The 890-nt window shown below is 45.6% G+C and carries 1 protein-coding gene; it reads right to left on the reverse strand.

The window, feature by feature from the left end; translation table 11 throughout:
* Positions 1–890 (reverse strand): hypothetical protein (locus BGP76_RS20270; protein ID WP_158584159.1); only part of this gene is annotated, 890 nt, incomplete at both ends.

Consider the following 890-nt stretch of genomic DNA (forward strand, 5'->3'; position numbering starts at 1 on the left):
GTCGCATCAGCTCCAGGTACAGTAGTAGCGATTTCTTGCGCTGTGTTATCGTTTAGTCCAGTGAACCATTCGAAGGTGTAATCAGTGAAAGGATCACCATTGTCAAGCGTGATGGTAATCTGACCATTGTATTCACCAGAAATAGTTTCTGCGAGATTACAGACGGAGTTGTTGACCGTAGCACCTGGTGTTGCATCCTCTGTAGCTGTATAAGCCGCCGGAGGGTTGTTGTTGATGGTGACGGAAATAGGATCTGCTTCACATCCTGAGTTTTGATCCAATACCACTACTGTATATATACCGTTGTTTAGGTTTTGGATATTCTCAGTAGTTGCTCCAGCAACTGCTACTGCAGTAATACCCGTAGCACTTCCGTTTTTGAGGTCAAAGATGTTGTCTCCGTCTTCGATTACTTTAGCTGCATCAACTGAGGAGCCATAGTACCAAGTGTACTCGAGGTTCGTGGTAGCAGCGGCACCCGCTACAGTGATGTTGTTCAATTCGATAGCACCGTTAGGATATCCTGTACCACCTTCACAAACAGTGAGGTGTGTTTCGGTAACATCAGCGGCTACATCATTGTTGACTTCAACTGTAGTTTCTTCATCGGTGATTTCGAAGGACTGTAGGTTAGAACATCCTGTTACCGTATTTGTGATTCTGACAGTGTAGTCCCCGCCAGGGATTTCGCTTAGCACGCCTTTGACAGTCGCATCAGCTCCAGGTACAGTAGTAGCGATTTCTTGCGCTGTGTTATCGTTTAGTCCAGTGAACCATTCGAAGGTGTAATCAGTGAAAGGATCACCATTGTCAAGCGTGATGGTAATCTGACCATTGTATTCACCAGAAATAGTTTCTGCGAGATTACAGACGGAGTTGTTGACCGTAGC

Source organism: Reichenbachiella sp. MSK19-1 (genome assembly GCF_003590315.1).
Taxonomy (GTDB): domain Bacteria; phylum Bacteroidota; class Bacteroidia; order Cytophagales; family Cyclobacteriaceae; genus Reichenbachiella; species Reichenbachiella agariperforans.